General features: G+C 57.8%; 25 protein-coding genes. 15 read left to right on the top strand and 10 right to left on the bottom strand.

All coding sequences use genetic code 11. From position 1 onward, the window contains the following. Nucleotides 1-32: 32 nt before the first annotated feature. Together MWH26_RS01380 and aspS are read right to left on the bottom strand one after the other, a co-directional pair. Nucleotides 33-1,373, bottom strand: coding sequence for an OmpA family protein (locus tag MWH26_RS01380; RefSeq protein WP_247975740.1), 1,341 nt, complete (start codon nucleotides 1,371-1,373; stop codon nucleotides 33-35). Nucleotides 1,374-1,849: 476 nt separating this feature from the next. Then, nucleotides 1,850-3,613 (bottom strand): aspartate--tRNA ligase, encoded by a 1,764-nt coding sequence (gene aspS, locus MWH26_RS01375; RefSeq protein ID WP_247975739.1) that lies wholly within the window; start codon nucleotides 3,611-3,613, stop codon nucleotides 1,850-1,852. 313 nt (nucleotides 3,614-3,926) lie between these two features. On the opposite strand from aspS, the gene MWH26_RS01370 reads away from it, so the two are divergent. The 6 genes from MWH26_RS01370 (at nucleotide 3,927) to MWH26_RS01345 (ending at nucleotide 9,222) form a co-directional block, all read left to right on the top strand. After that, nucleotides 3,927-4,379 carry a T9SS type A sorting domain-containing protein gene (locus tag MWH26_RS01370; protein ID WP_244694781.1) on the top strand — a complete coding sequence of 151 codons (453 nt, stop codon included), beginning with the start codon at nucleotides 3,927-3,929 and terminating at the stop codon, nucleotides 4,377-4,379. A 123-nt stretch (nucleotides 4,380-4,502) separates the two neighbouring features. After that, entirely contained in the window at nucleotides 4,503-5,120 is a 618-nt protein-coding gene (locus tag MWH26_RS01365; RefSeq protein ID WP_247975738.1) for a hypothetical protein, read from the top strand. A gap of 102 nt (nucleotides 5,121-5,222) precedes the next feature. Then, nucleotides 5,223-5,669 carry a nucleoside deaminase gene (locus MWH26_RS01360; protein ID WP_247975737.1) on the top strand — a complete coding sequence of 149 codons (447 nt, stop codon included), beginning with the start codon at nucleotides 5,223-5,225 and terminating at the stop codon, nucleotides 5,667-5,669. A gap of 109 nt (nucleotides 5,670-5,778) precedes the next feature. Then, the gene (locus MWH26_RS01355) at nucleotides 5,779-6,387 is read left to right on the top strand and encodes a superoxide dismutase (RefSeq protein ID WP_244694778.1); all 609 of its coding nucleotides are present in this window, start codon (nucleotides 5,779-5,781) and stop codon (nucleotides 6,385-6,387) included. A gap of 262 nt (nucleotides 6,388-6,649) precedes the next feature. Then, entirely contained in the window at nucleotides 6,650-7,933 is a 1,284-nt protein-coding gene (locus tag MWH26_RS01350; protein WP_247975736.1) for a nucleoside permease, read from the top strand. Nucleotides 7,934-8,145: 212 nt separating this feature from the next. Further along, complete coding sequence (locus MWH26_RS01345) at nucleotides 8,146-9,222, top strand: AAA family ATPase (protein WP_244694777.1); 1,077 nt, start codon at nucleotides 8,146-8,148, stop codon at nucleotides 9,220-9,222. A 187-nt stretch (nucleotides 9,223-9,409) separates the two neighbouring features. Here MWH26_RS01345 and MWH26_RS01340 read toward each other — a convergent pair whose 3' ends face one another. After that, nucleotides 9,410-9,829: a nucleoside-diphosphate kinase gene (locus MWH26_RS01340; RefSeq protein WP_110978668.1), complete on the bottom strand. Its 420-nt coding sequence runs from the start codon at nucleotides 9,827-9,829 to the stop codon at nucleotides 9,410-9,412. A gap of 264 nt (nucleotides 9,830-10,093) precedes the next feature. Between MWH26_RS01340 and MWH26_RS01335 the strand changes: the two genes are divergently transcribed. The 7 genes from MWH26_RS01335 to MWH26_RS01305 all read left to right on the top strand — a co-directional run bounded on the left by MWH26_RS01335 (nucleotide 10,094) and on the right by MWH26_RS01305 (nucleotide 16,059). Next, complete coding sequence (locus MWH26_RS01335; RefSeq protein WP_247975735.1) at nucleotides 10,094-11,137, top strand: DHH family phosphoesterase; 1,044 nt, start codon at nucleotides 10,094-10,096, stop codon at nucleotides 11,135-11,137. Nucleotides 11,138-11,184: 47 nt separating this feature from the next. Beyond that, nucleotides 11,185-12,234: an FKBP-type peptidyl-prolyl cis-trans isomerase gene (locus tag MWH26_RS01330; RefSeq protein ID WP_244694776.1), complete on the top strand. Its 1,050-nt coding sequence runs from the start codon at nucleotides 11,185-11,187 to the stop codon at nucleotides 12,232-12,234. 98 nt (nucleotides 12,235-12,332) lie between these two features. Continuing rightward, nucleotides 12,333-12,836 (top strand): FKBP-type peptidyl-prolyl cis-trans isomerase, encoded by a 504-nt coding sequence (locus MWH26_RS01325; RefSeq protein WP_247975734.1) that lies wholly within the window; start codon nucleotides 12,333-12,335, stop codon nucleotides 12,834-12,836. Between the two features lie 109 nt (nucleotides 12,837-12,945). Further along, entirely contained in the window at nucleotides 12,946-13,851 is a 906-nt protein-coding gene (locus MWH26_RS01320; protein WP_247975733.1) for an FKBP-type peptidyl-prolyl cis-trans isomerase, read from the top strand. A 49-nt stretch (nucleotides 13,852-13,900) separates the two neighbouring features. Further along, nucleotides 13,901-14,464: an FKBP-type peptidyl-prolyl cis-trans isomerase gene (locus MWH26_RS01315; RefSeq protein WP_247975732.1), complete on the top strand. Its 564-nt coding sequence runs from the start codon at nucleotides 13,901-13,903 to the stop codon at nucleotides 14,462-14,464. 1 nt (nucleotide 14,465) lies between these two features. Continuing rightward, nucleotides 14,466-14,957: an FKBP-type peptidyl-prolyl cis-trans isomerase gene (locus MWH26_RS01310; protein WP_247975731.1), complete on the top strand. Its 492-nt coding sequence runs from the start codon at nucleotides 14,466-14,468 to the stop codon at nucleotides 14,955-14,957. A gap of 130 nt (nucleotides 14,958-15,087) precedes the next feature. Continuing rightward, nucleotides 15,088-16,059 (top strand): FKBP-type peptidyl-prolyl cis-trans isomerase, encoded by a 972-nt coding sequence (locus MWH26_RS01305; protein WP_247975730.1) that lies wholly within the window; start codon nucleotides 15,088-15,090, stop codon nucleotides 16,057-16,059. Between the two features lie 94 nt (nucleotides 16,060-16,153). Here the strand turns inward: MWH26_RS01305 and recO are convergent, their stop codons facing one another. The 4 genes from recO to MWH26_RS01285 form a co-directional block, all read right to left on the bottom strand. Then, nucleotides 16,154-16,876, bottom strand: coding sequence for a DNA repair protein RecO (gene recO / locus MWH26_RS01300; protein ID WP_247975729.1), 723 nt, complete (start codon nucleotides 16,874-16,876; stop codon nucleotides 16,154-16,156). Between the two features lie 169 nt (nucleotides 16,877-17,045). Then, the gene (gene porZ, locus MWH26_RS01295; protein ID WP_247975728.1) at nucleotides 17,046-19,397 is read right to left on the bottom strand and encodes a type IX secretion system anionic LPS delivery protein PorZ; all 2,352 of its coding nucleotides are present in this window, start codon (nucleotides 19,395-19,397) and stop codon (nucleotides 17,046-17,048) included. A 118-nt stretch (nucleotides 19,398-19,515) separates the two neighbouring features. Continuing rightward, nucleotides 19,516-20,139 (bottom strand): thymidine kinase, encoded by a 624-nt coding sequence (locus MWH26_RS01290; RefSeq protein ID WP_247975727.1) that lies wholly within the window; start codon nucleotides 20,137-20,139, stop codon nucleotides 19,516-19,518. A gap of 269 nt (nucleotides 20,140-20,408) precedes the next feature. Beyond that, nucleotides 20,409-20,732: a 2Fe-2S iron-sulfur cluster-binding protein gene (locus tag MWH26_RS01285; RefSeq protein ID WP_244694762.1), complete on the bottom strand. Its 324-nt coding sequence runs from the start codon at nucleotides 20,730-20,732 to the stop codon at nucleotides 20,409-20,411. Nucleotides 20,733-20,766: 34 nt separating this feature from the next. Between MWH26_RS01285 and MWH26_RS01280 the strand changes: the two genes are divergently transcribed. Together MWH26_RS01280 and MWH26_RS01275 are read left to right on the top strand one after the other, a co-directional pair. Beyond that, the gene (locus tag MWH26_RS01280; RefSeq protein ID WP_247975726.1) at nucleotides 20,767-21,978 is read left to right on the top strand and encodes a DUF8457 domain-containing protein; all 1,212 of its coding nucleotides are present in this window, start codon (nucleotides 20,767-20,769) and stop codon (nucleotides 21,976-21,978) included. 189 nt (nucleotides 21,979-22,167) lie between these two features. Continuing rightward, a complete protein-coding gene (locus tag MWH26_RS01275; RefSeq protein ID WP_247975725.1) occupies nucleotides 22,168-23,244 on the top strand; it encodes a hypothetical protein in 1,077 nt (358 codons plus the stop codon). Here the strand turns inward: MWH26_RS01275 and MWH26_RS01270 are convergent. From MWH26_RS01270 to MWH26_RS01260, 3 genes are read right to left on the bottom strand one after another with little or no spacing between them, the layout of a single operon-like run. Then, complete coding sequence (locus MWH26_RS01270) at nucleotides 23,216-24,571, bottom strand: hypothetical protein (protein WP_247975724.1); 1,356 nt, start codon at nucleotides 24,569-24,571, stop codon at nucleotides 23,216-23,218. The genes MWH26_RS01275 and MWH26_RS01270 overlap by 29 nt on opposite strands. Before the next feature lie 44 nt (nucleotides 24,572-24,615). After that, a complete protein-coding gene (rodA, locus tag MWH26_RS01265; RefSeq protein ID WP_247975723.1) occupies nucleotides 24,616-25,914 on the bottom strand; it encodes a rod shape-determining protein RodA in 1,299 nt (432 codons plus the stop codon). 35 nt (nucleotides 25,915-25,949) lie between these two features. Next, complete coding sequence (locus MWH26_RS01260) at nucleotides 25,950-26,315, bottom strand: four helix bundle protein (RefSeq protein ID WP_247975722.1); 366 nt, start codon at nucleotides 26,313-26,315, stop codon at nucleotides 25,950-25,952. Nucleotides 26,316-26,342: the final 27 nt, after the last annotated feature.

Genomic DNA, 26,342 nt, shown 5'->3' with positions numbered 1-26,342 from the left:
AAGGCTGCGCTTTTTTTATGTGCTGTCGATTGTTACTTCTTCACTACCCGAATGCTGATGCGCCGGTTTAGAGCCCGGCCCTCGGCGGTATTGTTGGGCGTAACAAAGTATTTGCTCCCGTAGCCTTTGGCTTGCAGGCGGTTCAGGTCTACGCCCTCGCTGGCTAGCACTAGCATGGCAGTTTTTGCCCGCTCCTCACTTAGCCGGAAGTTTTTGAGGGCATTACCGGTACTGTCAGAGTAGCCGCCAATCTTCACGACTGAGTTAGGGAAGGTTTTCAGGATACTGGCTACGTTGCGCAGTTGCTGATACGACTCATCGGTGAGCGTGGTCTGGGCCGTCTCAAAGTACACCCGGTCGAAGTTGATCCACCCGTTGGTGCGGTTCACGGAGTCAACCTGCATGCGGGGGTCGGCCAGGAAGGTGTAGAGGCGGTTTTCTGTGGAGCTGGCTCCTACTTTTTGGGTGGTACCATCAGCCAGCCGTAAAATCAGAGGCTGCCCCGTGTCATAGATGTACTTATCATTGATGGGGTCATAGCGGCCAGCTGTAGCAGCCTTAGCAGGTGCGCTAGCCGCTGCCGTGCTGGTAGGTACCAGCCCCGCCGTGGCGCCGTTCTGCGGATTCTCTCCGGAGTCATGACCAAAGAAGTAGCCCAGGCCAACTGCCGTCAGTAAAAGCACGCCCCACACCCACGGCTGGCTGGCAATTTGGGTAGCAGTGGAAGGTGCAGGCGGTGCGGGCGTAAACGTGCGGCCCCCGCCTACCGCGGCCCAGGAGCCGGCAGTAGTTGCCATTTCGGTGCCTACCCCCAGGGCTACTTCCGGTAATGGAGTAAGCTCCCGGCCGGTTTCGGCGGGAGTAGGCAGGCGGGTACCTCCGGCCAGCAGCAGCCGGCGAAACGTGGCCTCATCCTGTTGCAACCAATGCGCCAGTCCCGTCACATCAAACTTCTGTTCCTGGCTGTACTCGCCGGCTACGCCTAGTGCCGCTACCGCCGCCACGCTGAACAAGTGGTGTACCGCCGATGAGTTGATGTTGGCAGCAGAAGCTATTCGCAGGCTGGTTATGTTGTAGGATTCCCCCATGAGACCCCGCATCAGGGCCTCGCCCCGTTGCAGCCATGCCTCCTGGCCTGGCTCCAAGATGGTTTCGGGCACGTTGGCACCGTAGGCTTCCCGGCTCAGCTTCCACACTGCCTCAGGTCCATCAGGACCACTGATGCGCCCTACCAGCGCGTGTACCACCGTCGGGACTATTTGGCCCAAAGCCACCCAAATACCAGCTTGGCTTTCCTGAGTTTGCTCGGCCAGCCGATCTACAACCTTACTGGTGAAAAATACTTGTGAAGTGTGCGTTACGGTGTGTTCCATAATAATCCATTCCCTTACAGTCCAACATGACACAAAGTACAATTATTTATAACAATAATTACGTAAAATGATTAAATCTTACACCAACTGCTTGCACCAAAAGCTTGTCGCCTTTCCTTGAGCATCAGAAACTTAGCAGTACTATCTAGCCCAAATACCCTACTATCAGCTTGCTTTCGATAGAAGAATGCTTGTAAAGTATCCTGCACCTGCCGAAGCCTAATTCTACAGTCAGTGTATGCCACGCTTCGTCGCTGTAGCACTCATCCCAATGCAATTCTTGGAGCAAACGAGCTATAGTAACTATGTCCTTAAGCTGGTACCAGCGTGTGGAATTATACCGGAACACACTTCAGCGCCACTACTTATAACGCGACGTTCCACCTCCCCGCACGTTCGCGCCACACAGCAATACCATCGGGTAAACTGCATGTGGTGCGGACGTGCGCAGAGGTGGAACCTCGCGTTACGATTACTTACTTCCCAACAACCGCCGTAGCAATGCTCAGTTCCTTTAATTGAGCATCTGAAATGGGCGAGGGCGAGTCAATCATGACGTCGCGGCCGGAGTTGTTTTTCGGGAAGGCAATGAAGTCGCGGATGGAATCGGCGCCGCCGAAGAGGCTGCAGAGACGGTCGAAGCCGAAAGCAATGCCACCGTGGGGCGGGGCGCCGTACTCGAAAGCGTCGAGCAGGAAACCGAACTGGGCTTTGGCTTCTTCATCGGAGAAACCTAGCAACGAGAACATACGGGCCTGCACCGCGCGGTCGTGGATGCGAATGGAGCCGCCTCCTACCTCTACCCCGTTGATAACCATGTCGTAGGCGTTGGCGCGCACTTCCCCGATGGTTTCGGGCGAGTCGAGCAGGGCTACGTCTTCGGGTTTGGGCGAGGTGAAGGGGTGGTGCATGGCGAAGTAGCGGCCTTCTTCCTCATTGTATTCCAGCAGCGGGAAATCGACCACCCACAAAGCCGAGAAGGTGTCCTTGTCGCGCAGGCCGAGGCGCTGGCCTATTTCCAGGCGCAGTTCCGAAAGGGCTTTGCGGGTTTTATTCGGCTCACCGGCCAGCACCAGCAGCAAGTCGCCGGGCTGGGCGTTGAAGGCGGCTTTCCACTGCTGCAGCACTTCCTGGGAGTAAAACTTATCCACCGACGACTTCACGGAGCCATCGGCTTCCACGCGGGCGTACACGAGGCCGGTCGCGCCAATCTGGGGACGTTTCACGTACTCAGTCAGCTCATCAAGCTGCTTGCGGGTATAGCTGGCGGCGCCGGTGGCGTTGATGCCCACTACCAGGCCGGCAGCCTCAAATACCGGGAAGCCGTGGCCTTTTACTACCTCGCTGAGCTCCACGAAGCGCATTTCAAAGCGCGTGTCGGGCTTGTCGTTGCCGTAGTAGCGCATGGCGTCGGCGTACGTCATGCGGGGCAGCTGGCCGATTTCCAGGTTCTTCACCTCCCGGAAGAGGTACTGCACCAGGCCCTCAAAGGTGTTCAGGATGTCTTCCTGCTCCACAAACGACATTTCGCAGTCAATCTGCGTGAATTCGGGCTGGCGGTCGGCGCGCAGGTCTTCGTCGCGGAAGCACTTTACAATCTGGAAGTACCTATCAAAGCCCGACACCATCAGCAACTGCTTGAACGTCTGGGGGCTCTGGGGCAGGGCGTAGAACTCGCCGGCATTCATGCGCGAAGGCACCACGAAGTCGCGGGCGCCTTCCGGAGTGCTTTTGATGAGCACGGGCGTTTCTACCTCAATGAACTCCTGCCCGTCGAGGTAGCGGCGGGTAGCTTGGGCCACGCGGTGGCGCAGCATCAGGTTCTGGCGCACGGGTGAGCGGCGCAAATCGAGGTAGCGGTACTTCATCCGCAGGTCGTCGCCGCCGTCGGTGTCGTCCTCGATCAGGAAGGGCGGCAACTTGGCCGGATTTAGCACCTCCAGCTTCTCTACCCGAATTTCAATGCTCCCGGTGGGCATCTTGTCGTTTTTGGAGTGGCGCTCGGCCACCCGGCCCGTAACGGCCAGCACAAACTCGCGGCCCAGCTGGCGGGCCTGCTCGCGCACCTCGGCGGTTTCTACCCCTTCTTCCAGGGCCAGCTGCGTGAGGCCGTACCGGTCGCGCAGGTCAACCCACAGGATGCCGCCTTTGTCGCGGGTGCGCTGAACCCAGCCGCAGAGCGTAACGGTTAAACCAATGTGTTCGGGGCGCAATTCGCCGCAGGTATGAGTCCGGAGCATGAGGTAGAACTGAGAAGTGAGAGCCTAGAACCGAGAAGAAAGGGAATAAGCAAGCCCCATTAAGGTTCGCTTTTCTCACTTCTGACTTCTCAGCTCTGAGTTCTATTAATAGGGCGAAGGTAGGCAGGAAAATCAGTCGAATGCTGAAAAAACCTCGACTTGGGAACGGGACTTACCGGGGCCATAGTTGAGGAAAACTAGGATTTACCGGATAGAGGCTCCTTTTTTGCAGGCCCGGCCCAAATCCGGCACGGAGTATGCAAACTACCCCATACCAACCATTCTTTACGTGCCACAACCTTCTTTTACCCATATGAAACGCCCCGTTCTGCTCGCCCTGGCCGCTACGCTCTTGTCTTTCTCCGCTGCTCAGGCCCAGACCAAGGTTAAAACCAAAACCAAGTCCGACAACGGCACGGAAATCAAGACCAAGTCGGAGGTGGAGCCCGTGACCCTGAACGGCCCCATCAAGCGGGTTGAAACCCTTTCGGGCATCGACGTATTTCCTTCCTCCAGCGGGCAGAGCATCATGCTCAGCTTCACCCAGCAGTTCACCAAACCCGGCACGCTGGTGATGACCAACTACAAAAAGCAGCCCGTGTACACTACCGAGCTCGACCCGCAGAACAACACCGGCGAGCCAGTGGACCTGGGCCGCATTCCTGCGGGCACCTACCTGATTGAAGCTAAAACCGGCAACTACGTGTACTGGAAGAAAGTGAGCATCAAGTATCCGTCGGTGTCGGTTTCGAAAAAGCGCCGCTAAACCACAGATTAAACGGATTGGTCGGATTGCCCGGATTCGTTTTGGCTATGCTGTGCGCGTAGCAGATTTTTTTGCGCTCCGAAGTCGTTGTGGCTTCGGAGCTTTGCATTTGCAAGGTATCGTTTGCCGCTCCCGCCCCGCTGGGGCACGGCTCCTACCTCCTTTCTTCCCTTGATGATGATGACGCCCCGATTTTTCCGCCTTGCTTCCTTGCTGTTCGTATTCGGAGCCCTGGTGGCCTTTGCTGGCCCCAAGCTGAAAAAAACTCCCATTGGCCAGAATATTACCCTGGGAGTGCCTGAGGGCTTTGCGGCTCTGCCCGACGATGGTATTGCCGCCAAGTATCCGGCCGCTCGCAAGCCCCTGGCCGTGTTCAGCAACCCCAGCGGCCGCATCGACCTGAGCGTGGCCCAGAAGCCGACCACCTTCAGCAACCGCGACTACGCTCTGCTGCTGAAAATTTACAAGGCCAGCATTCAGAACATGTACTCTAAAGTGCAGTTTCTGCAGGAAGATATCCGCACGGTAAATAAGCGCGACTACGTGGCCCTGGAGTTTGTATCGACGGTTACGGACAACCGCCGCGGGGGCAACCTGGCCCCCATCCGCAAGTACCAGTTCGTGCAGTACGCCATCGAAGGCGACCAGCTTTACGTCTTTACCTTCGTGGCCCCGGCCGAAGAACAGGCCCAGTGGCAGCCCATTGCCAAGGCCGTAATGAGCAGCGTGACAATGAAGTGAGTTGGTTAGCTGGTGAACTAGTGAGTTTGATGTTCTATTTGTACCCTTGAAACCAGCCGAACATCAAACTCACTAGTTCACCAGCTCACTATCTCACCGCCCATGACCCTGGCCCTTTATTCCGACGAGCAGTACATGCGGGAGGCGCTCAAGCAGGCGCGCTACGCTTTCGAAGAAGAGGAAATTCCGATTGGGGCGGTAGTCGTGCTGGATAAGCGCATTATTGCCCGGGCCTACAACCAAACCGAGAAGCTCCAGGATGTAACGGCCCACGCCGAAATGCTGGCCCTGACGGCAGCGGCCAACCACTTGGGCAACAAATACCTCACCGACTGCACCCTGTACGTAACCGTGGAGCCCTGCGTGATGTGCGCCGGTGCCACGGCCTGGTCGCAGGTGCGGCGGGTAGTGTATGGGGCCTCGGAGCCGAAGTTTGGGTTTCGGCGCCACGGCAACCTGCTGCACCCCCGGGCTGAGCTAGTGAGCGGCATCCTGAGCAACGAGAGCGAAGAGTTGATGCGGGAGTTCTTCGCGCAAAAGCGGAAATAGTCTACTTTTGGCCGCTTCCGTAACCCTGAGGCCACCGCGGCGGTTATAGCTGCAAGTACCCCGGAGCGGATGCGTCCCTTCCTCTTTCCACCAATCAACCCCTTCTGTTATGGCCTTCGAACTGCCCCAACTGCCTTACGCCTACGATGCCCTGGAGCCGCAAATTGATGCGCAAACCATGGAAATTCACCATACCAAGCACCACCAAGCCTACGTCACCAACCTCAACAATGCCATTGCTGGCACCGAGTTGGAAGGCAAAAGCCTGGAAGAGCTGATGCATAACATTGCCGCCGCACCGGCCGCTGTGCGCAACAACGGTGGGGGTCACTGGAACCACTCCTTGTTCTGGACCATCCTGGGTCCCAACGGTGGCGGCGAGCCTACTGGCCCCATTGGCGAAGCTATTACCAAGGCGTTCGGCAGCTACGAGAAGTTCAAGGAAGAATTCACGAAGGCTGCTACTACCCGTTTCGGCTCCGGCTGGGCCTGGCTCTGCAAGCAGGCCGATGGCTCGGTGCAAATCTGCTCCACTCCCAACCAGGACAACCCCCTGATGCCCGATTCCGGCTGCAAAGGCACTCCGGTACTGGGCCTGGATGTGTGGGAGCACGCCTACTACCTCAAGTACCAGAACCGCCGCCCCGACTACATTGCGGCCTTCTACAACGCCATCAACTGGGACGAAGTAAACCGCCGCTTCTCGGAGGTAGCGTAATTGCTGCGTTTTCTGCTGTATCTGGAAAGGCTACCACTTTGGTAGCCTTTCTTTTTTGGCTTAGCCTTGGCCACTACGGCTGCTGGGAGCTAACACCGGCCTTTACTATCGGTTCAGCGGCCCAAATCCTGCAGCCCCAGGCTGAATCTGCTGAGCCGTTGGTTTTGCCCGCGCCGGAACTTACCTGCCCATTTCACCGGACGGATTTCTTGTATCTTTAGGTTCAAAATTCTGTTCCCCTTCCTTTCTCAACGGCATTTGCATGAGTACCAAGCTGCGTCTCATTATCCTGAGCTTTCTACAGTTTTTCATCTGGGGTTCCTGGCTGATAACCATCGGGGCGTACTGGTTCCAAACCAAGCAGTGGTCGGGGGCTCAGTTTGGGGCCATCTTCTCCACCATGGGCATTGCCTCCATCTTCATGCCTTCTATCATGGGGATTATTGCCGACAAGTACGTAAATGCCGAGAAGCTGTACGGTATTTTGCATATTCTGGGCGGGGCAGTCCTGTGCACAGTACCTCTGGTAACGGATCCGGGCACCTTTTTCTGGGTGATTTTGCTGAACATGGTTTTCTACATGCCCACGCTGTCCTTATCTATTGCCGTATCCTATTCGGTGCTCAAGCGCGAGGGCCTGGATGTGGTGAAGGACTACCCTCCCATCCGGGTATGGGGCACTGTCGGCTTCATTGCGGCCATGTGGACGGTGAGCGGCTTAGGCTTCGAAAAGTCAGCTAACCAGTTTTACGTAGCAGCGGCCGCAGCTTTTGCCCTGGGCCTGTACTCGTTTACGTTGCCCGCCTGCCCGCCGCCTTCTAAGGGTACTCCGAGCCGTTCTTTGGTTGATGCGTTGGGGTTGAAGTCGTTTGCTTTGCTGCGCGATACGAAGATGCTCACGTTCTTTTTGTTCGCGTTGCTGCTAGGCGCCGCCCTGCAGCTCACCAACGCTTACGGCGACACGTTCCTGCATGATTTTGACAAGGTGCCGGCCTACCAGGACACATTTGCCGTGAAGTACCCGGCCGTAATCATGTCCATCTCCCAGATTTCGGAAACGCTGTTCATCCTGGCCATTCCGTTCTTTCTGCGTCGTTTCGGTATTAAACAAGTAATGCTGTTCAGCATGATTGCTTGGGTGTTACGCTTCGGCCTGCTGGCTTATGGCACGCCCGACCACCCCGGCATCTGGCTAATTATCCTCTCGTGCATCGTGTACGGCATGGCCTTCGACTTCTTTAATATCTCCGGTTCACTATTTGTAGAAACCCAGACGGCTTCCTCCATTCGGGCCAGCGCCCAGGGTCTGTTCATGATGATGACCAACGGCTTCGGGGCGGTGCTAGGCTCCTCTGTCAGCGGCATCGTCATTGAGAAGTACTTCACCAACCCCGTTGACCAAACCAAGGACTGGCATAGCATCTGGCTAACCTTTGCGGCCTACGCGCTGGTTATTGCCGTGCTATTTGTCATCCTGTTCAAGCACAAACACAGCTCGCAGGAAGTTGAGGCTACCCACGCCGAGCCCTTACTCGCGGTAGAGTAAGTCAGCCTTCTTTTTTCAGCACAAAAGCCCCGGCGGTATCTTTTCGTCGGGGCTTTTTGCATCTGTTTCAACCTGTTCAACTAGTTATAGAGAAGTTCGTCGGGGCATATATCTGGCTGCTTTATCCTGCCAATTCGCCCCTAATTGCCTATCTATGCGGAAAGCCTCGCACTACTTTGGAAAAACAAGCTACCGCGCCCCCCTCCCCCGCCATGGTATCAGGTCTGGAGTCAATGTTTGACACAGCCTTCTACTTTCAGCCCGTTCGTTATTTCTACCAGCGCTACGGCAAGCTGCCGCGCCGCCTGAACTTTCAGCTTTCCGGAAAGGCTGACCGCCAAACCCTGCTCACGGAGCTAGGTACTCTCTATAACTTAGAAGCTTCCCTAGTAGCCCACACCCAGTCGTATGAGAAGGCAGGCGAAGGGCCGGAGGTATTAACGACGGCCCTGCTGCTGGCGCCGGAGCTACTGCTGCTTTTCGGCGACCGGAGCGGCTACGGCGACCGGGGCGCCTTCGTGTTTTATTCTCCTGACACCGACCGGCAGGAGTTGGAGCGCGTAACCAAGGTGCTTACCAGCTTGCTTGATGCGGGCGAGCAGGAGCGCCACCGCATTCATGTGTTGCGCCTAGCATTCAACGACCTGGAGTTTACGCCCCTGAGCATAAAGATTCCGGAGCTGGACTTGGCCACGCACTACAACGATGACCTACTGCAGGCCCACGAAACCATTGTGCAGCGCCTGCGCCAGCCCCAGGACAAAGGCATCGTGATTCTGCATGGGCAACCGGGTACGGGCAAAACCAGCTACATCCGCCACCTGTGCGGCCTCACCGACAAGCCCAAGCTGTTCATTCCGCCTAACCTGGCTCCGCGCATCGCCGATCCAGAATTCATCAATCTGCTACACGACAATACCAACTCCGTGCTCCTCATTGAGGATGCGGAAGAACTCCTGCTCAAGCGCGACGGGGGCCGCGGTAGTAGCGCCGTCAGCAACTTGCTTAACCTCTCGGATGGCTTATTGGCCGACTGCTTCCACATTCAGATTGTGTGCACGTTTAACACCGATCTGGCCCGGATTGACAATGCTTTGCTGCGCAAGGGCCGCCTGATAGCCGCGTATCACTTCCAGCCGCTAGTGCAAGAAAAGGCCCAGGCCTTAGCGGCCTCCCTAGGGCAAATGGAGCCCGTTACTACCCCCCTAGCCTTAGCCGACATTTACAACCGTGACGCTCCCATCTTCGAGACGACTGTAAATGGGAACCGTATTGGTTTCAGCCGCTAGCCTCTTCGCCTTTAAGTTTTAAATTGGTATAAATCTAGTCTATAAACAGTCTGTTTGTAGCACACAAAAAAAACCGCTTCACAGCATTGTGAAGCGGTTTTTTGTTCTTTTCGCTAGGAGTTTTTTGTTCTTTTCGCTAGGATAAAAGTCGTTAACGGACTTACCAGCGAGCAGGCGGCAGAAAAGCTTAGAATTGCTCGTCAGCAGTGAAGAAGAAGTTGCCTTCGATCTGGGCGTTTTCGTCGGAATCCGAGCCGTGCACAGCGTTGGCTTCAATGCTTTTGGCGTACTTTTTCCGGATGGTACCTTCGGCAGCCTGGGCAGGGTTAGTAGCACCAATCAGGGTACGGAAGTCAGCTACGGCATTGTCTTTCTCCAGAATAGCCGCTACAATAGGGCCCGAAGACATGTATTTAACTAGGTCGCCGTAGAAAGGACGCTCCTTATGTACTTCGTAAAACTGGCCGGCGCGCTCGGGAGTCAGCAGTACTTTCTTCAGGCTAACGATGCGGAAGCCGCCTTCCTCAATCATGCTCAGGATGCCACCAATGTGGTTTTCCTGGGTAGCATCGGGCTTAATCATCGTGAACGTGCGGTTCGTGGCCATGGGCTCTGTCGTATGGTTGGGGGTTGAAATGAGTTCTGCGCGCGAGGCACTGCCTGTTTGCGGGGGCAAAAGTAGCGGGTTTAGCCGGCATTGCGAGGTGGAACTGAAGCATTCCACAAAAGTGTCTTGCTATTCCAGGGCGCATAGACCGCCTTAAACGCACCTTTCCAAAAGGTGTTTTGTTGGAACCCAGATTATTTACGACTTTTGCCGCCTTTGTACGCGGCCTAATCGACCGAAATTCAGTCACCTACCCCGTAGGCAATGTCCACAATATCTGAGCTGAAGGAGCTGCTGGCGCAACCCCGACAGATTTTCATTACTACCCACCACAAGCCCGACGCTGACGCCCTGGGCTCGTCGCTGGGGCTGGCCGGGTACCTGCGCAAGAAGGGCCACTCCGTTACGGTCGTGACGCCTTCGGACTACCCGAACTTCCTGGCCTGGATGCCCGGCAACGACGAAGTAGTTGTGTATGAGCCACGTGAAAACGACGCGCAGGTCCGCGACATCATCGGGACGGCTGAGGTGCTCTTCTGCCTCGACTTCTCCTGCCTAGGCCGCATCAACGAGCTGGGCGAATACATTCGGAACGCCCCCGGCACCAAGGTCCTAATCGACCACCACCAGGAGCCGGAGCAGTTCGCCGATTTGGACTACTCTAATTCCAAAGCCGCCGCTACCGCTGAGCTGGTGTTTGAAGTAATCCGGGACTTGGGCGACCAGAACCTGATTGACACCGGCATTGGGGAATGCCTATACGCCGGCATCATGACCGACACGGGTTCCTTCCGCCACCCGAGCACCTCCCGTAACGTGCACCTGATTATTGCTGAGCTGCTTAGCGCCGGCATCAACCTCTCAGACGTGCACCGCCGCATCTACGACTCGCACTCCGAGGAGCGCCTACGTTTCCTGGGTTTCGTGCTGAAGGACAAGCTCACGGTTTTGCGCGAGTACAACACGGCTTACATTGCTATTACGGCCGATGAGCTGCGCCAGTACCACTCCAAAACCGGCGACACAGAAGGGCTGGTCAACTTTGCGCTCAGCATCGAGGGCATTGTGTTTGCCGCCATTCTCATCGACCGGCCCCAGGCAGTAAAGATTTCTTTCCGCTCGGTAGGTGATTTTTCGGTGAGCGAGTTTTCACGGCGCCATTTTCAGGGCGGCGGCCACCACAACGCTGCTGGCGGCATCAGCCACGACCCCTTAGAAGACACCGTGCAGCGCTTTTTAGGGCTGCTCCCCCACTATCAAACCCAACTGGTAACGGCCCCACTGGCCATTACGCCGCCATCGGTATAATTCGGTGTAACTTGGGCCCACATTCCGTTTTAACGCTAAACCCTTTCATGCTCCTTCAACGCAACTTTTTGAGCCTGGCCCTCGCTGCCGGCGTCCTGGGCCTCGCCTCCTGCAACAAAGGCGGTGATTTCAGCAAGACGAAATCGGGGATTGAATACAAAGTTTTTAAAGGCACTAACGGCAAGTACGATGACCGCGAGGTTAGCGCCGAAGGTGATCCTACCTACAAAGATCGGGTAGGCAAAATCATGGCTTTGCACGTGGAATACCGCACGGCCAAGGATTCTATCCTGTTTAACTCGCGCAAGCAGCAGATGGGCTTCCCGGTGCGTGTGCCCCTGGACTCGGTGCGCAAGGAGCAGCGCGGCGGTTTGGAAGAAGCTATTTCGCTGTTGCAGCCCGGCGACTCGGCCGTGTTCCGCTTCAACGTGGACACCATCTTTGCGAAGTCGTTCCGCCAGCCGGTGCCGCCCTTCATGAAGAAAGCCGGCAACACGATGACCATGTACGTGAAGGTGGACAAAGTCCAGACCCGCGACGAGGCCATGGCCGACGTGCAGAAAATGCAGGTGGAGCAGCAGCAGAAAATGCAAGCCTACGCCGAAACGCAGCTCAAGAAGGACGACGTAACCCTGCAGGACTACATCAAGAAAAACAGCCTGAACGCCCAGAAGGACGCCTCCGGTGTGTACGTAGCTGTAACCCAGCCCGGCACCGGCCCCAAGCCCAAGCAGGGCCAGGTGGTATCGGTGCAGTACAAAGGCACCCTGCTCGACGGCAAGGAGTTCGACTCCTCGGCCAAAGGCAACCAGGGCAAGCCCATTGAATTCCCGATTGGTGTGGGCCAGGTTATTCCCGGCTGGGACAAGGCTATTCCCCTGCTCAATAAGGGCTCGAAGGCAGTGCTGCTGATTCCTTCTTCCCTGGCCTACGGGCAGCGCGGCGCCGGTGCCAACATTCCTGCCGATGCTATTCTGCGTTTTGACGTGGAGTTGGTAGACGTGAAAAACGCGCCGGCAGCTCCTGCTGGCCAGCCTAACGCCGCTGACATTCAGCGCCAGCTGGAAGAGATGCAGCGCCAGCAGCAGGGCAAGTAAGCCCGCTGGTTAACGCCTCCAGAAAAGCCCCCGGTCCGGTGCAACCGGGCCGGGGGCTTTTTGCTCTTGTTGACAACACCGCTTTTATTCCGTTGCGTATGTACACCGCTTTTTTCCGCACCCACCTGCCCCGGCTACCCCTGCTGCTGAGCCTGTTTGCCTTGCTGCTGACTGCTTGCCAGAAAGAGGAAGAAGATACCACCGACTACGCTGCTCGCGACGAGACTAGCATTCAGGCCTATATTGCTGATAACAAGCTCACTGGTTTCCAACGTCAGCCCTCGGGCTTGTACGTAGCTATTACCCAGCCTGGTACCGGCGCCACTGCCAAAGCCGACCAAACCGTTTCGGCCAAGTACAAGGGCACTACCCTCGACGGAAATGTGTTTGACAGCAATATGAGTACGTTGGGCTCGTTTTCGTTTGTACTCGGTAAAGGCCAGGTTATTGCGGGTTGGGACCAGGGCTTCGCGCTGCTAAACAAGGGTAGCAAAGCCATTCTGCTGATACCGTCTGATTTGGCCTATGCCGGACGGGCAATGGGCACTATTCCGGCGCATTCCATACTGCGCTTTGATGTGGAAGTAACCGACATTAAGTAAAGATGAGGCAACTCTCGGTGCGGGCAGATTGGTTTTCTGGTTGTTTTCGCCGCGTACTACCACGCTAGCACCTTGTAGTAGTTGCAAACCCCGCCTTTTATATCATACTATGTCCAACGCTTTTTTCCGCTCTCGGTTAACCCAACTGCCCCTGTCCTTACTGGGCTTGTTTATGTTGCTGCTCAGCGCTTGCCAGAAGGAAGATAATACTGATTACGCCGCTCGTGACGAGGCTAGCATTCAGACCTATATTGCCGATAACAAGCTGACGGGATTTCAGCGCCAGCCTTCGGGCCTGTACGTGGCTATTACCCAGCCCGGCACCGGACCAACCGCTCAAAAAAACCAGCTAGTGTCGGCGAAGTATAGCGGCAGCTTTCTTAACGGGACGGTGTTTGACAGCAACACTAGCTCCTACAGCTTGCTGGACTTTCCTTTGGGGCAGAATATCATGATTCCGGCCTGGGAAGAGGGCTTTACCTTATTGAACAAGGGCGCCAAAGCTACTTTCCTGGTTCCTTCTGCTCTGGCTTACCGGGAGGTAGGAGCTGGCCCGATTCCGCCCAATACGGTGCTGCGCTTTGATGTGGAGGTTGTGGACATTGCCACTACCATTGACTACGCGGCCCGCGACGAAGCAACCATTCAGAAATACATTGCCGACAAAAAGCTAACTGGCTTCCAGCGTCAGCCCTCCGGGCTATATATAGCCATTACCCAGCCGGGCACCGGCGCTAACGCCAAAAAAGGCCAAACGGCCGCAGCCCGCTACACCGGCACTACTCTGGACGGAAAAGTGTTTGACAGCAATACCTCGGCTACTAGTCCATTCTCGTTTGTGGTAGGCAACGGCCAGGTCATAGCCGGCTGGGATGAAGGATTCACCTTGCTCAACAAAGGCAGCAAAGCTATTCTGCTGCTTCCCTCTTCGCTGGCTTACGGCAACAGAGCGGTCAGCACGATTCCGGCAAATTCCATTCTGCGTTTTGACGTAGAACTGGCTGACATCAAATAAATTAAAACAGGACGAAATAGCAGTAGTCCGTTACCTTTTGCGTTTTCCCATGAAGAAGTTTGCGCTGGCCCTTTCCCTGTTGATTTTGCCGCTCCTTACCGTGCCGGCCCTTACCAGCTGCAACACCGAGCCTGATTATATCAAGCAGGTCCGTCAGCAGGAAGAGGATCAGAAAAAAGCGGACGACGCTACCATTCAGGCCTACCTCACCCGGCATAGCATCACCAACTATACTCGCCTACCTTCGGGAATTTACCTGGTACCGCTGGTCGACGGGCCTACCACTAATTCGCTGATTAAAGCTGGTAACAAGGTGACTACTAATTTTGTCAGCAAGTACATTGGTGAGACTAATGAAGGACAGGTACTTGTTGCCTCAAGTTCTAATCGTACTCCGTGCGGATGTATCTCCTTCTATGCAAATCAACCTACGCCAGAAGCACCAACTGGCTATCAGCAAGGAGTGCTACAAATGCGTAAAGGCGACCGAAAGCAGGTAATTATCCCTTCCTTTCTACTAGTATATGGTGGGGGTAGCTACTATCAGAGCTTGGTGCCTAATACGCCTCCTACGCCACTGCTATTTGATATAGAAGTCACTGAAGTTCAGTAACGTGCACCTTTCCACGCGGCACTCCTACCTTGGCATTCTGGGCTTGCTGCTGAGCATTGCTCCCTTCTGGGTGCAGGCTCAGCAGGTCTTGCCTGTCGCCGTACCCACTACCACCGACAGCCTGCTGGCGCGGGCCATTACTACCCCTTCCGGGCTGCGTTACCTGATTCGACAGCCGGGCTCTGGTCCGGCGGCCCGCGCCGGGGAGAAAGTGACCGTGCACTACACGGGCTTTCTGATGGATGGGCATATTTTCGACGCTTCAGTAAAACAGGGTGGGCCGCTGAAAGTGCGGGCGGGCCGTGGGGAAGTGGTGCCGGGTTGGGACGAGGTGCTGCTGCTGCTACCCCAGGGGAGCCGGGCGCGGGTCTGGGTTCCGGCCGCTCTGGGTTACGGCCCCGAAGGCCGTCCCGACCCGGACAACGAGGAGCGTTACCTGATTCCGCCCAATGCTGACTTGGTGTTCGAGCTGGAAGTGTTGAAAATAAAATAAGGACCGGCCCAATAGTAGCGCACTGTTGGGCCGTTTGTTTTGGGCAAACCGGCTGCTGATCTGGTGCTACCCCATACCCCGGCTTGCCCGTAAGCCCGTATCTTAAGCCGCTGAATTCCTTTCCATCCGTATGCAATTTCTTTTATCCCGCTTGCCCCTGCTTGCTTCTGCCCTCTTCATGGCGGCCGGTCTGATGAGCTTTCAGGGAGAACCCGCCCCCTTCAGCAAGCTGCGCTCCGGCCTGGAGTACCGAATTTATCGCCGGGAAAATGGGCGGTACGTGCTGCGCCCGGCCCTGCCTGCTACCGGTGACCCCTCCTACGCCACCCGCGTGGGCCGCATCATGAGCCTGCACCTAGAGTTCCGGACGGCCACGGACTCCGTGCTGATGCACTCCCGGCGGCAGGGCGGCGGCCAGCCCGTGCGAGTGCCCCTGGATACAATACGGCGCGGACAGGCGGGCGGGGTTGAGGAAGCACTGTCGTTGCTGCAGCCCGGCGACTCGGGCGTGTTCCGCCTGAACGTGGATACGGTCTTTGCCAAGTCGTTTCGCCAGCCGGTGCCGCCGTTTGTGCGGCGGGCGGGCGCAACACTGACGGTACTGGCCAAGGCTGAAAAGGTGCAGACGGAGGCCGAGGCCATGCAGGATGTGCAGCGGCAAATGCAGCTGGCCCAGGAGCAAGCTAAAAAGCAGGCTGCCCAGCAGAAACTCAAGGACGATGCCCGCATTCTAGCCTACCTCAAGCAAAACAAGCTGAAGGCTTTGAAAACCCCGAGCGGGGTGTATTACGTTGTGACCAAGGCCGGCACGGGCCTCAAGCCCAAGAAGGGACAAACCGTTTCAGTGCTCTACAAAGGCCTGTTGCTCAACGGTAAGGTTTTCGATTCTTCGGAGCGAAATGGAAATAAGCCCATTGAATTTCCGTTGGGTACGGGCCAGGTGATTCCCGGCTGGGACCAGGGCATTGCCCTCCTCAACAAGGGTAGCAAAGCCATTCTGCTAATTCCTTCCGGCCTGGCGTATGGTCCGCGCGGCGCCGGCACCGACATTCCGCCGAATTCTGTGCTGCGCTTTAATGTAGAGCTGGTAGGCGTAAAGTAACCCCTCGAAGCTCTCATGCCTCACTTAAACACACGGGCCCGACTCAGCAACTGAGTCGGGCCCGTGTGTTTAAGTGGAAGAGATAGTAGTTACCCTACAGCTCGGCCAGCACCTCCGAAAGAACGGCGAGGGAGCGGATGTCGCCTAAGTGCTCCACGTGGAGCTGGTAGTAGCGAATCAGCACACCCAGCAGCTCCCGGCGTACGCGCCCATTAGGAACGGTAGCGGTAGCAGGCTCCCGAAGTAAAGCGTCAAAATGCTGCTCAAACTCCTGAAAACGCATGGCCGTAGCGCTAGTGCTGACTGCGCCGCCCGGTACTTCGGAGGCAAAAGCCACCTGAGTAGTAATCTGCTCCCCATTTTCGGGACCGAAACCTAGGTAGTGGCTGAGCCCCAGCAGAAACACCAAGGCAAAGTTCTCAAAGCCTTCCTCCTGCCGGTCGAAAGCCAGAATGGAATCGTGCAGAAATGTAAATAGAGGCTCATTCTTTTCTTCCTCCTGCAGCACACGGCCCGTAATTTCTGCCAGAAACAGAGCAATGCTGCTCTTACGTACATCGTAAGGCAGGGTGCGGAACGGCTCGGCGCACCGGTACTCCGAGAGGCGAGTGAGGCCGCCGCTACGGGAGGTATAGGCCACCAGCTCCAGTGGCGTGAATGGCTGAAACAGGGCAATTCGGCCTGGGGGTTTGGCCTTGCGCACTCCGTTCACAACGTAGCTCTGCAGCCCCAACTGCTCGGTGTAAATGCGCGCAATGATGCTGGTTTCGCGGTAGCGCATGTAACTCAGAACGATACCACGGGTTTTTATAAGCATGAAGCAAAAGCTACTGATGAATAATAAGCCGGCTTAGGTGAAGGCAGCGTGCCGGGCGGTGCTATGGCACGCGGGCGGACTCCCGAAACTTCGGCTCTGATAAAGCAGAACAAATGCAAAGGCCTAATTAACTCCTCACCGCGCCGCAAAATTCAGGCAGAATTGAGCTCTAGCGCTCTACTACGGCTACTTTGCTAACGCAGCCATTCTTTCCGTCGGCATCCGATGACAGTACTAGATACACGCCCGACTGCACCCGGCGGCCGTTGTAGTCGGCCAGGTTCCAGGTAACAGTGCCGCCATTGGCGCGGGTTTGATACACGAGGCGGCCTGCCACATCCGTGATTTTAACAGTGGCGTTGTTAGCCAGCCCAGAAATACCTACCTGACCCGTAAAGTCCGTGCGAACTGGGTTGGGGAACACGCTGGCGCAGCTAGGCTTACCCTCCGTGACGGTAGCGCCCCCGCGGTAAGACACCACCCCGGCATCGGTTACCACGAATACCTCGCCGGTTTTGTCATTCACTTCCACGTCCACAATCCGGTTGGAGGGTAAGGGGCTGTTTTCGGTGGTGAAGTGAGCCAGGGCTTCATCACCATCTTCGTTGAAGAGCCACAAGCCCCGGTCAGTGGCAAACCACTTGCGGTTACCCCCATCCACGGCTATGGCGCGGATTACCTCGTCTCGCAGCGCAGCAAAGCCCGTGCCTTCGCCACGCTGCACGATAGGTGTGGTAAAGCCTAGCCCTAGCGAAAGGTCGAAAGCTGAGCTGGGGTCGGTAAATACCGCTGGGCCTAACTTGGTGGCCACCCAGATATTCCCGTTACGGTCTTTCACAATGTCATACAGCTCTCCGGAAGGCAACCCATCAGTAACACCGAAGTAGCGGTTCTCGTTGGTAGTCAGGTTGAATGCATTCAACCCCAGAGTGGTACCCTCCGGAGCGCGGGACCGTGTTACCCACACGCCTCCCACGTCGTCATGGACTAGTCGCTCCAGGTTGTCACTACCATTGAAATAAGGAACAGTTGTCCAAGTAGAAGCAGCTGGATCGAAGATGAACAGGCCCGATTGTCCGGCTACCTGGTGGCGGTTCACTACCCACACTTTTCCGTCAGTATCAGCCTTTACATCGGTTACCCGCGTGTAGTTAAGATCGGCAATAGCGCTACGTAGGGGGTTGGGCAGACTAGAAGTAGGATTGAATAAGCGAAAGTTGCCGGGACCTTTCCACTCCAGCAGCCCGTTGCCGTAGCTAGCCACGTAAAGTGTGCCATCGGGAGTGCGGGTCCCACGGGATACGTCCTTGGGGTTAGGGTACTGGGCGGACGACAGCGTAGCGCTTGTGATGTTGTCCCACTGCCCATTTTTGTACTCAAAAAATCCCCGGTAAAAGTCTTGCTGTTTGAATCGCTCTTCGTAGCCTCCGCTGAAGATGTCCACGGTGTTGGTGCGGGCGTCAGCTAGCACACTGTAGGCCTGGGCCTGGGCTGGCGCGTTGGTAATGAACTGCTCTGCCTGCTGTCCGTTGGTTGTTTTCAGCAAGCCGTTAGAAAAATCAGCCAGGAAGTAGGCGCCGTCCCGGGTGCGTAGGGCGGCGCGCGGGTCGCGCAGATGGGCCGGCCGTAGCGTGGCCGTTACTGCGCCGGTGGCCGCGTTCAGCACCGATACCTTGGTGTTATCTGTCACGAGTAAGCCGGCCCGCGAAGGCGTCAGCTGCCGAAATTCCACGCCCCGCAGGGAAGCAGCCACGGGTTGCCAGCCCGTAGTGGGGGTAGCCGGGTTGTAGCGGTACAGTTGGTCGCCGATGCTGCCGGCAAATACCTGCCCGTTCTGCACCGCCACCGTACGAAAGGAGTCGCCGCGGTTAGACAGGTCGGTGGTCCAGGCGCGGTAATCGAGCAGGTTGGCGGCCAGGGGGGCACGCATCAGGCCATTGGAGGTAGCAGCAACCAGCTGGTTGCCGGCCACGGTCGTGGCGTACACCTGCACTACCGTTCCACCCGGCCCAATATTGGTGTATGTATCCCGGATTTCGAGGCGGGCCAGATCCAGGGCTACGATTCCGAAGCTGCACGAGAGGTAGGCCGTTTTACCCGCCACGTGAATGTGGTTGATGGTTTTGGTGCCACTGATTTCCTTGCGCAGAATATCCGGCAGGTTCAAGATAGCCCCATCCTTCAGGCGCAGAATATCCAGGTTGGTGTTGCGGTAGGCCACCACTACCTGCTGGCTGACGGAGTCGTAGGCCAGGGCGTTGACGCCCACGTCGTGCAGGCCGTCGCGGCGCGACAGAAGCCGGGTGGTGTTCAGGCTCTTATCGAAGTAGAAGAAGGCGTCCTCAGCCGCCACGTACACCCGGTCGCCCGCTTCGGCCAGGGCCTTGGCCCGGTTGGTGGGTAGGTGCAGCTGCCAGTCGCCGTAGCCGGCCGTCGACTGGGCGCGGGCAGCGGAAGCAAAAACGGTCAGGAAGAAAGCCGCGAGGATAGCCCCCCGGCGCAGGCGTAACATTAGAGTCATCGGCAAATACGTACGGCACCCTACAAAGTGCAGTGGCAAGATAACGCCGCCGGCGGGGCTTTAGTGCTGCCCTGAGGCGCGGGCACTCGCGGAGCCTGCCCCGAGGCTCGCTCTTGGCTTAGCGTGCTTCGGCCTGGCTGCTTGGCTCGGTTGCTTTTTCGCGCATGCCTTCCTGAAAACAGTAACGGCAGCGGGCTTCGTAGGCGTCGGTTTCGCCCAGCAGAATTTTGCTTTCGGAGGCAGCAACCCGGAAGGAATAAGAGGCTATTTCGCCGCAGCATACGCACACGGCGTGCACTTTCGTAACAAACTCCGCCACGGCCATCAGGGCGGGCATGGGACCGAAGGGCTGGCCCATGTAGTCCATGTCGAGGCCGGCCACAATGACGCGGGTGCCCCGGTTGGCCAACTGCACGCACACCTCCACCAACGACTCGTCGAAGAACTGCGCTTCATCTACGCCCACTACGTCGCAGCCAGCGGCCAGCAGCAGCATTTCCTGGGCCACGGGTACAGGCGTGGAGCGGATGCTGTTTTGGTTGTGCGACACCACGTCCTCGGCGTGGTAGCGCGTATCGAGGGCGGGCTTGAATATCTCGACCCGCTGACGAGCAATTTTGGCCCGGTTCAGTCGCCGAATTAACTCCTCCGTTTTGCCGGAAAACATGGAGCCGCACACAACTTCAATCCAGCCCTGGCGGGCAATATCACGGCCGGTACCGACGCGGGGTTCGATAAACACAGGAGAGTGGGTAAGAAGGTGAGCAAATACGGGAGCGAGCAAGCCGGTGGGCCAGCGCGGTACCGAAATTACGAGTTTGCTTCCGGATACCAGCAACCAACCAGCCTGGCTACTGCTGCGCTGGCTCGCTCCGCCCAACAGTTTCGTTAGGCTTAACAGCTCATACTCTGCGTGGTAGGCTAGCTTAATTTTCTCGCCTTTTTCCGGGGCCCGCTGAAGCTGGTCGAGAATGAGTACTGCTACTAATGACGCCCGGGCGGCGCGCCGTTTTACTCCACATACTGAACGTGGGGCAACTTGGTAGCTTCCGGCACGCGGCCCGTGACCTCGCCGGCGGGTAGGCGCGCCTGGCAGGTGAGACGCTCGGTGGGCAACAAGCGGCCGGCCGCCCGGTAGCGCAACTCCGGCTCAGTGGGCGGCGTTAGCAGGTCCGGGCCGCTTACTACCTGCAGGCGGCAGGTAGTGCAGCGCCCCCGGGCCCCGCAGGCATGGAGCCAGTCGTGGCCGGCGGCCTGTACGGCGGCTAGCAGGGTAGCGCCGGCGGCCACCGGAATAGGCCCGCCGGGCAGATTTTGCACAAGTAGAGTGGGCATCTTTCCCTAAATTGCCCGTTGAATCAGGCTTTTCATGAAGACCAAATATAGCCACGCCAAGCGTGAACAATACGGCCGCCTGCTGGCCTCGCTGCTCTGCGACCAGCACTTCGGGGCCCGCCCCACGGCTACCCTCGATGGGCCGGCAGTACTGCGCTTCACCCCTATTCGGCAAGTCAACCTGTTCGTCGTGCAGCAGCTGCTGGGCAAGTGGACGGCCGAAATGACCAAGCTGCGCAGCCCCTACTTCGACTTCGAGGACGCTGATGTGCGGCAGGCCCTAACACAGTTCATGAACATTCTTTCGCGGCGCATTAAGCTTAGTCGGCCCGTGTTTGAGCCCCTGCTGGCCCAGGCCATTACCGATACACTCGGCGGGGCCCTAGCTCCCACGGAGATGTTTACCCATAAGCTGCTGGGCGAAGCTACCACCTGCACGCCGGAGCAGCTGCGCGAAGGCCTGCGCTACCTCGACCTGAACAAGCCCGTCTTCGAAAGCTTCCTGGCCACCTTACCGGCCCAGCAGGAACAGGAGCGCGACTACCTGGTGAGCCGCTTCCGCTTGCACGAGGAGACCTGCGCCGCTGAGCTGCAGCCGCTGGCTTCTGTGCTGGAATCGTTTAACGTGCTGCTTCCTCTCTCTGAAAAAGAGTTGTACGAGGAGCCCGCGGCCCCGGAGGCAGCGCCCCCCGCTCAACCAGTGTCGTCTGGGCCGCTTGTTCAACCGGCCCCACCAGCACCCGCTGCCCCCGCTCCTCCCGCCCCAGCACCCGCCGTACCGGAACCCGCACCAAGTCCCGTGTCCTCGGCCGCACCCGCCGTACCAGCTACCCCAAAGTCTACCCCCGAAATACCAGCGGAACCTCGTCGGCCCCTGGCGGATTCGGTGGCCGGTGGGGCAGTACCGTTGTATGAGAAGCTCAAGGCTGAACAGCCGGCGGCGCCCAGCCTGAGCGAAACGCTGCGGCAGGAGCGGGTCAGCACCACGCTGGCCGAGAAAGGGCCCCGGGTGGAATCTTTACGCGAGGCCATTTCCATTAACCAGCGCTTCAGCTTTATCAATGAGCTGTTCAACGGGGAGAATATGGAGTACCACGCCGCCATTCAGCACCTGGATACCTTGCCCGACGCCAGCACCGCCAAGCGCTACGTTACGGAGAACCTGACGGAGCAGTACGGCTGGGTGCGCAAGGATGAGCACATCAACAAGCTCCTGAAGCTCATCGACCGGAAGTTCAGCAACTAGAGTCCTACCCTACTACCGGGAGGCCGCAGCTTCGGCAGCATCAAGGGGCTCCCAATTCAGGCCTCACGACCCCGCAGCGGCCGGTTGGCATTACGTCGGCCGGCCGCTACTGAATTTAGGAGAGCGGCGAGAAGTAGAATAGGAGTTTTATTTTTTTAGGTGGAAGTCGCCAGCCCTTACACGCCATGTATGTTGCCTGATTTGCCTGCTTCTCGCTCCTGGGCTTTGCGCTGGCCCCGGTGGCTGCTGGTGTATGTGCTGGCCCTGGGGCTAGTGGCTGGACCGGCCTACACCATGTACGTGCACTACGACTTCTCCCACTCCCTGGACACGCGCAGCTATCTGCGAATTGCGCGCGGGGAGTTTGCGGGCGTGAGCATTACCCGGCGCTACCGGGTGCTGGTACCGTGGGCAGCCGCAGCCGTGGCCTGGCCTCTGGAGAAAGTGTACGCCCGCATCTGGCCCCAGCGGGCAGCCAGCGAATGGCCCCTGCGCTTGGGGTTTTACGTGGTTAACTGCCTACTTATGGCGGGCTTCGGGTTGGTGCTGTTTCGAACCTGCCTGCTGTACGGGGCCGCGCCGCCAGCCGCCGCCCTGGCCGTAGCGGCCGTGCTAACGAGCCGATGGGCCGTGTACACGGCCGGCCTACCCCTGGTAGACAGTTTGTACCTGCTCGTGTTTGCCCTGGCTTTTCACGGGGCGCGCAGTGGCTCAGCAGCAGCTTTGGTAGCGGTATTCCTGCTGGGGCCGCACGCCAAAGAGTCGTTTGTGTTTCTGGTGCCGTGGCTGCTAGTGTTTGGGCAGCGGGCTTTGCGCTGGCCGGCCCAGCTAGGGTGGCTAGCCGTAGGCAGTGCGGTAGCGCTGGGCCTGCGCCACTGGATTGAAGCCCAAGTAGGCGCCCCACCCGCCGAAAGCCTGCACAACGCCCTGGCTCACCTGGAAAACCTACTGTATTCCTTGCGGCGGCTGTTTTCGGTGAAGGGAGCCGGGGAAATCTTCAGCATTTTTGGCTTCTGCAGTTTGGCGCTACTTGCTGGGTTGCGCACCCAGGAAGCGCGCCGCGCCTGGCTACCCTCCCTGGGCTGGCCGGCGGCGGGGCTGCTAGCCGTGGTGGCGGCCCACATGCTCCTTTCCGGCGACTTGGGGCGCATGGGCTACGTAGCGGCGCCGGTTTTTGCAGTAGCGTTTAGTCTGATTGTAACCCACCTGCCACTTTTTCATTGGCTAAGCCGCTCGTCTACCGACGAAGTTCTGCCGGCGAATTAGCGCGGCCCTGGAGCCCGGCTCCGGCGGCAGCTAGTAGCAGAGGTAGCACCGGCACTGCAAAGCGGGAAGCACCCAGCGGCCCCGTTAGCAAGGCAACGTACCCAATAATGACCACCAGCAGCCAGCGCGCCGGGCTGCCCGCGTTCCGCCGCAGCAGGAAGCGCAACGCCAGAATCAGCCGCGCACCATTAGCCAGCAGTACCAGCAGCAAGCCCGCTACTAAGCCCGCGGGTAGCTGAGGTATATACCCAAGGATGGCGCGGTAGCCGTGCTCATTGAGCTGTTGCAGCAGACCCATGCCCGCGGTATCTGGCAAACCCAGAAAGTATACCAAATCAAACCGCCCCGGATCCAGGAAAAAGCTGATTACACCGCGTAGGTGCTGGGCGGCGTAGGCCACCGGGTGCCGCCGGAGCGCGGCTACGCTGGCCCGCTGAATGTAGTGCTGCTGTTCCCGGAAGGTAGGCAGGTGCTGGCTGGCCGCTACCGTACTGCGCACGAAACGCTCCGCTACCGCGGGCCCCTCCGTGGCCTGAAGTACACCCCGCGTGTTGTAGCGCAGCAGATTTATTTCGGCAATGCTGGAAAAGTGGAAGTAGCCCGTGCGCGCCTCATTGCGTCCCATCCAGAGTAGGGCTACCAGCAAGGGAACGGCCCCCCAGAAAGTTAGCACCGGCCGCCGCTGCTGCCACCCTACCACCATTCCCAGCCCCAACATCAATGCGGCGGCGGGAAAAAAAACCGGCTTAATCAGTAGGGCCGCCGCCGCCGCCAGGGCCGCCCCAGCGAAGTACCGCGTTGGGCGAGCAGGCTGCCAAAACGCCACCAAAGCCGCCCAGAGAAGCACAATGGTGGTCTGCAGCAGTACCTCGCTCATTACTACGTTGGCGTAGATAACCTGCGCCGGAGCTGTACTAACGAGCAGCAGTACCAGGGCCCACTGCCTGCGGCTAAGGCCCCGCTGGGCCAGCCAGCGGAGCACCATCCCCAAGTTAATCAGACTCAATACGTTCTGCAGCAGTAACGTAGCTATTGGCAACGAGGTAGCCGCCCGGGTGCCACCGGTAAGCAGCAGCAGTACCGGGTAGCCCGGCGGGCGGATACTATATTCCTGAACTCGCAACGGCGCCGCCGGCAGCGGCTCTGCGTACAATACGCCGCTGGTTTGCAGGTTGCGTGCCGCCTCCACGTACCGGCCGGAATCAGGAAAGAGGGGCTGCTGGTGGTGCAGCTGCCACCCCAGGGCCGCGGCGTGCAGCACCAGCAGCCCGGCCCACACCCACGCGGGCACGCGGCCAGTAGTACGCGGGGAGGCGGTTGACTTCATGGGTGCAAGTTGTTACGGCTGAGCCACGGAAGCAACGCTACCCGTTAATAGCGCTCCAGGTCCTGCTTGCGGTAGGCATCAAGGGCCAGCAGGATGAAAAGCAGAGTAGTGAAGGACCAGAGCGAGGAGCCCCCGTAGCTGAAAAAGGGTAGCGGAATGCCCACCACGGGCGCCAAACCGATGGTCATGCCGATGTTGACGCAGAAGTGAAAGAAGATAATGCTGGCCACGCAATACCCGTAGGTGCGCCCAAACACCGATTTCTGCCGCTCCGCCACGTACACAATGCGCACCAACAAGGCCATAAAGAGCACTACTACTAGCGTGGTACCCAGCCACCCCCACTCCTCGCCTATGGTGCAGAAGATAAAGTCGGTGCTTTGGGCCGGCACGAAGTCAAACTTGGTTTGGGTGCCCTGCAAAAACCCTTTGCCAGCAAAGCCGCCCGAGCCAATGGCAATTTTCGACTGCGTGACGTTCCAGCCTACCCCCAAGGGGTCGGCGGAAGGGTTGATGAGCACTTCGATGCGTTTGCGCTGGTGGGCTTGCAGCACGTTGTTGAAGAAGAAATCAACCCCGAACACCATGCCAATCACCACGACCCATATACTCATTGACAAGGGCAGATGGTGCCGCCAGAGCTTGGAGTTGAAGGCAAACAACAAACCCAGCACCAGGGTAAACGCGCCCACCAGCCACAGCTTGGGCACCAGCAGCGCCAGAATAAGAATAACCCCGCCAGCAGCCAGAATCACCAGAATCAGCGGCGACATGCCCTCCCGGAAATATGCCAGCAGGAAGGCGGCGAATACCAGCGCCTGCCCGGTTTCATTGGCCGCCAGGATAAGCAGCGGGGGCAACAAGGTGATGCCCGCCAGTACCAGCTGGTCGCGGAAGTTTTGCTGGCGCAGATTGATGCTTGCCATGTAGCGTGACGCCGCCAGGGCCGTCACGAACTTGGCTAGCTCAGCCGGCTGCAGGCGCATGGGCCCCAGCTCCAGCCACGACCGGGACCCCCCGATGGGCCGGGCGATAAATGGGGTAATGACCAGCAGCAGAATCATGCCCCCGTAGAGCACAAAAGCAAAGGTGTCGTAAGCCTTGTAATCAACCACCAGCAGGATAACAATTAGCACTACGGCGGTGGCTACCCACAGAATCTGCTTAAACCAGTCGTAGGCCATCAATTCCTGAAAACTCAGGGAGCTGAGCGGACTGGCCGGCGCGTCGGGCGAGTAGCTGGCCGCATACACGTTCAGCCAGCCCAGCCCTACCATCAACAGGTAAATCAGGACCGTTGGCCAGTCGATGCTGCGCGAATACCGGGCGGGAGAAGAGTTCAATTAAAAATTGAGAATTAAAAATTAAAAATTCGCTTCTACTCTGGCTTGGTGTTCTGGCGGGATGAAAGAATTATAGCTGCCAACAGCTTTTTTAACTCTTCGGCTTCTTCCAATAAAGAGTCGGCTAATCGTATTTCCAAACAATCCGTGTCACGCAACAGACGCAACCAAAAGTGTGTTTCTCGCGCTTCTTTATAAGCAATACTGCACTTGGCCACAAAGTTGCGTTTGGAAAATCCACCCACTGCTTCTTCTACATTAGCACCCACTGCCGTACCACTACGAAGTACTTGTCCGGCCAAGGGTGGCACTTCTCCCTGCTGTCGTAAATGCTTATATAATCGAACAATTCGCACCGCAAAGGCATAACTCTTTAATAAAACTGCATTATCCTGTTTCACCGATTTTTAATTTTTAATTCTCAATTC

The sequence above is a fragment of the Hymenobacter sublimis genome (assembly GCF_023101345.1).
Lineage (GTDB): Bacteria > Bacteroidota > Bacteroidia > Cytophagales > Hymenobacteraceae > Hymenobacter > Hymenobacter sublimis.
This window is presented reverse-complemented; position numbering and strand designations above follow the sequence as displayed.